Source organism: uncultured Caballeronia sp. (genome assembly GCF_964243625.1).
GTDB lineage: Bacteria > Pseudomonadota > Gammaproteobacteria > Burkholderiales > Burkholderiaceae > Caballeronia.
This window is the reverse complement of record NZ_CAXTGZ010000476.1, coordinates 1-4,710: the sequence shown is the minus strand read 5'-3', so window position 1 is coordinate 4,710 and position 4,710 is coordinate 1. Positions and strand designations below refer to the sequence as shown.

Here is a 4,710-nt window from a genome sequence, read left to right as displayed (position 1 = left end):
GGACCCGATGCACGGCTGATCGCCGCCAACGTGCCGTTGCGCGCAGCGGGGCAAACCCTCGGCGAGGTCGATTTCCTCTTGCACAACGCCCGGCGCGAACGTCTGCATTGGGAGCTTGCCGTGAAGTTCTATCTGCATATCGGCGAGGGTGCGGTCGCGTTATCCGATTATGTCGGACCCAATCTGCAGGATCGCTTCGACCTGAAGCATGACCGGCTCTTGCATCATCAACTCGGTTTGAGCGCGCGCGATGAATTCGCATCGCTCGGATTCGAAGGACCGTGGCGCGCTGAACTGTTCGTCAAGGGCAGGCTGTTTTATCGACAAGGCGCCGCGCCGACGCTGCCCCCCGAACTCGCCGACGATCATTTGCGCGGCTGGTGGATGACGGTATCGGAGTGGCAGGAGTCGAAAGGAGACGAGGCTTTTGCCGTTGTGCCGAGACTTGCGTGGCTGGCGGAACGGTCGTTGTCGAACGAAGAAGCCGGAACGCTGACCTTCGATGCCGGCGCGCTGACATCGCCGACCATGGTCGCAAATTACGACCGGAGCGCCGGCGATATCTGGCGCGAGCGCTCGCGTGGTTTTATCGTGCCGGATGAATGGCCCGAACGCGCGCTGCGTTATGCGCGCCTCACCACCACTTGAAGAAATGATGCACAGGCCCGACGCCGTGCCCGACTTCGAGTCGCGCGCTCTGTTCGATCGCGCCGGTCAGATAAAGCTTGGCATCGGCGGTTGCGGCGGCGAGCGAGTCGCGCTGCGGCAATAACGCGGCGATCGACGACGACAACGTGCATCCCGTCCCGTGCGTGTTTTTCACCGGCACGCGCGGACCGCCCAGCCGTAGCGAACCACCTGCCTCGATGAGCCAGTCGGGACTGTCGGGGGCGCTCAGATGGCCGCCTTTCATCAGCACGGCCTTCGCACCCATCGCCCGCAGCGCTTCGCCCTGGCGCACCATTGTTTCTTCGTCTTCCGCTGACACGTCGTTCAATAGCGCCGCCGCTTCCGGCAGGTTCGGCGTGACGATGGTGGCCAGCGGCAATAATTCATCGCGTAACGCGGCGACGGCTTCCGGTGCGAGCAACGCATGATGACTCTTGGAAATCATGACCGTGTCGAGCACGACATGCGCCGGTTGGTATCGACGCAACGCTGTTGCAACCGCGCGCACCACATCGGCGTTGGCGAGCATGCCGATCTTCACGGCATCGATACGGATATCGTCGAAAACAGCGTCCAGTTGCGCCGTGACGAACGACGCATCCGGCGTGTGGATCGCCGTCACGCCGCGCGTGTTTTGCGCGGTGAGGGCGGTGATCACCGACAAACCATATGCGCCGAGCGCCGAAAACGCCTTCAGGTCGGCCTGGATACCCGCACCGCCGCCCGAATCGGAACCGGCGATGGCGAGAACGTTGGGGATTGAATGGGTCATGATGTCCGGGAATTTTCAGCGCGCAATTGCTGCGCGGCGAGACGGGGATCGGCGGCCTTGCAGATCGCCGATACCACCGCGATTCCGCCGGGTTTTGCGCGTTTGACATGCCCGGCGTTGCTCAACTGGATGCCGCCGATAGCCACCGTCGGATGCAACGACCGAGCACACAGCGCCGCGATTCCTTCTATACCCAGCGCCGCCGATGCATCCGGCTTCGTGGGGGTGTCGAACACGGGTCCGACACCGACGTAATCGATCATCGTGCCGAGCGGATTGGCGTCATCGACTTCGCGTTCATCCGATACCGACAGACCGATCAACGCACGCGGTCCGAGCAGCTTCCGGGCGACCTCCGGCGGCAGATCCTTCTGCCCGATATGCACGCCATCGGCGCCGCAGGCGAGCGCGACATCGATGTGATCGTTGATGATCAGCGGCACGGCAAACTGGCGCGTGATCGGCAGCAGATCCGAGGCGAGCGCGAGCCACGCGCGCTTGTGCCATTGCGGCGCGCGCAGTTGCACGATCGTGACGCCGCCTTCAAGCGCGGCTTGCGCGATGGCGAGCGAGCCCGCATGTCCGCCGCACTGCACAGGGTCGAGCACGAGATAAAGCGAGAGATCGAGGTTCATGTTCAGGCGGCCGGGATATCGCGCTGGACGAGCGTGGCGGCGAACGCGTCTTCAGCAAGCGATGCCAGCCTGTCCAGATACGCGACTGCAAAGCTGCCGGGTAACGCTGCGTCGCGGGCGGCGAGTTCGCCGGCAATGCTCGAATACGCCACTGCGGCAATGGTCGCGGCCCAGAACTCGTCGGCTACAGCTACGCCCACGAATGCTGCCACCGTCGCCGATAACGCGCACCCGACGCCCGTCACGCGCGTCATCAAGACCGATCCATTCGATAACGCCACAGTCCGCCGGCCATCGGTGATGTAATCGGTCGCACCCGTCACGGCCACGATCGCGCCCGTTTTCAGCGCGAGGATCTGGGCTGCATCGAGCGCGCTTTCGGCCAGGGCGGTGCTGTCCACGCCGCGTCCGCTCGACGCGCCGCCCGACAGGCTAATGATCTCAGACGCGTTGCCACGAATCACGGCGGGTTGTGCATCGAGCAGATCGAGCGCGAATTCAGTGCGAAAGCTCAGCGGGCCGACCGCGACCGGATCGAGGATCCAAGGCTTGTGCGCGCCGTTGGCGGCATCGACGGCGGCGCGGATCGCACGGCTTTGCGGCAGGTCGAGCGTGCCGAGATTCACCGATACCGCGTTCGCCATCGGCGCAAACTGGCTGACTTCCTCGCGCGCGACGACCATCGCCGGCGCTGCGCCGATCGCGAGCAGCACGTTGGCCGTGAAATTCGTGACAACGAGATTCGTCAGGCAATGGACGAGCGGCGCGCGTTCGCGCACACGGTTTGCGAACGAAAAGAGATCGGCGGCGAGCATGAAGTCTGGCGTGAAGAGAAATGGATAGCCGGATTATCGCGCGTCCGGCTTCGCTCGCGTCGTGCCGGGTTCGGCCGGGTTCAGTGGCGTGATTCGCCGATCAGCGCGACCGAATCGAACGCGCGCTGATTGGCCTGATGCCGCCGCATGACGAAGTACATCATCAGGCAGACAAAGGTGCCGAACAGCACGATCACGAATTGAATCGGTACATCGAGCCAGACGAGCACGGCATACAGGCACAACATCACGAGCACCGAAAGATTCTCGTTGAAGTTCTGCACCGCGATCGAATGCCCGGCCGAAAGCAGCACGTGTCCGCGATGTTGCAGCAGCGCGTTCATCGGCACCACGAAAAAGCCCGACAGGCCGCCGACGATCATCAGGAAGATATACGCGACGATCAGGTAACCCGGAAGGTGCATGCGACCAAAATAGATGCCCCAGTGCACCGGGAAAAGATGCTTCGAATAGAACGCGAGCAGCATCACCGCGACGCCCATCATGATGCCAACCGGCAGCACCGACAGTGACTTCTTCAGCGGCACGCGCGCCGCCGCGAGAATTGCACCCACGGCCACTCCGACCGCGATGATCGCCTGGAGAATCGCCGCCTCCGACAGTGACATGCCGAGCGACACTTCCGCCCACTTCAGCACGATGAACTGCAAGGTCGCGCCCGCGCCCCAGAACAGCGTGGTCACGGCCAAGGAGATCTGCCCGAGCTTGTCGTGCCAGAGCGCATTGAAACAATCGGCGAAGTCGGTGATGAGTTTGATCGGGCGATGTTCCTGCTTCGGATAACGTGCGCCGGTATCGGGGATCCGCAGATTGAAGATCGCGGCGACGATGTACATGAACACGATCACGAGCATGGCCGCTTCGGCGGGCGTATCGACCTTGGGAATATGTAGCGAAAGTATGTGCGACGCTATATGTGGACTGATCAGCGCACCGCCCATGACCGTGCCGAGAATGATCGACCCGACCGTGGTCCCTTCAATCCATCCGTTGGCCGCGACCAGACGGTCGGCAGGCAGCAGTTCGGTGAGAATGCCGTACTTCGCGGGCGAGTATGCGGCCGCGCCGAAACCGACAATGCCATACGCCAGCAGCGGGTGCGCGCCCACCAGCATGGTAAGGCAGCCGACTACCTTGATGGAGTTGGTGACGAACATCACGTGACCCTTCGGCCGTGAGTCGGCGAAGGCACCTACGAAAGCAGCCAGAACTACGTATGACAGCACAAAGAACAGCTTGAGCAGCGGCGTCATCCAGTTCGGGGCGTGAAGATCTTTCAGCAGGGCGATCGCAGCGATCAGAAGGGCGTTGTCGGCCAGCGACGAGAAAAACTGCGCGGCCATGATGGTGTAAAAACCTTTTTTCATCTGATCCGATGCTAGTCCGCACTGCGGGTGATCCGCCCCGTTTCCGCACGGCGCGCTCGTCTTTCGCGTCCGGGTTCGCGCTCAGGCTCCCGTTCAGGCAATTTCTGTTTGAAATGGGTTGTGTGCACGGCTTTATAACACGAAAATAGGCGCATTCTGACTAGCAGTAACCTCCATGACAATTCGCAGACGTTCGGGCCGGAACGTCACCGGTCTGCAAGGCGCCTATAAGGTATTGATTCGGGTACTGATTCAGCTATTGAGCCGCTACATCGGCTATTTTCGGATTTATCACCGCGCGCACGGTCTCTTGTTAAACGGCCATTCTATGCAATGATTGGCCGTTGGCACATCTACCCTGGGTTGTTCCGCCATGCTTCCAGGCGATCATCAATAGGGCACGATCGACTGCTGCCATAATGACGTCGGCG

General features: G+C 61.9%; 5 protein-coding genes. 1 reads left to right on the top strand and 4 read right to left on the bottom strand.

Annotation, left to right across the window (positions count from 1 at the left end):
- A partial coding sequence (locus tag ACFFAR_RS25090) for a DUF1853 family protein (RefSeq protein WP_174364685.1) occupies positions 1-648 on the top strand: 648 nt, incomplete at its 5' end.
- On the opposite strand, the gene thiD is transcribed toward ACFFAR_RS25090, so the two are convergent.
- The 4 genes from thiD to lplT form a co-directional block, all read right to left on the bottom strand.
- Positions 635-1,441, bottom strand: a complete 807-nt coding sequence (gene thiD, locus ACFFAR_RS25085; protein ID WP_375508650.1) for a bifunctional hydroxymethylpyrimidine kinase/phosphomethylpyrimidine kinase — start codon at positions 1,439-1,441, stop codon at positions 635-637. The two genes, ACFFAR_RS25090 and thiD, sit on opposite strands and share 14 nt — an antisense overlap.
- Positions 1,438-2,076, bottom strand: coding sequence for a thiamine phosphate synthase (thiE, locus tag ACFFAR_RS25080; protein WP_174364687.1), 639 nt, complete (start codon positions 2,074-2,076; stop codon positions 1,438-1,440). The genes thiD and thiE overlap by 4 nt, the downstream gene beginning before the upstream one ends.
- 2 nt (positions 2,077-2,078) lie before the next feature.
- The gene (gene thiM / locus ACFFAR_RS25075) at positions 2,079-2,891 is read right to left on the bottom strand and encodes a hydroxyethylthiazole kinase (protein ID WP_174364688.1); all 813 of its coding nucleotides are present in this window, start codon (positions 2,889-2,891) and stop codon (positions 2,079-2,081) included.
- Positions 2,892-2,971: 80 nt separating this feature from the next.
- A complete protein-coding gene (gene lplT / locus ACFFAR_RS25070; RefSeq protein WP_086380050.1) occupies positions 2,972-4,279 on the bottom strand; it encodes a lysophospholipid transporter LplT in 1,308 nt (435 codons plus the stop codon).
- Positions 4,280-4,710: the final 431 nt, after the last annotated feature.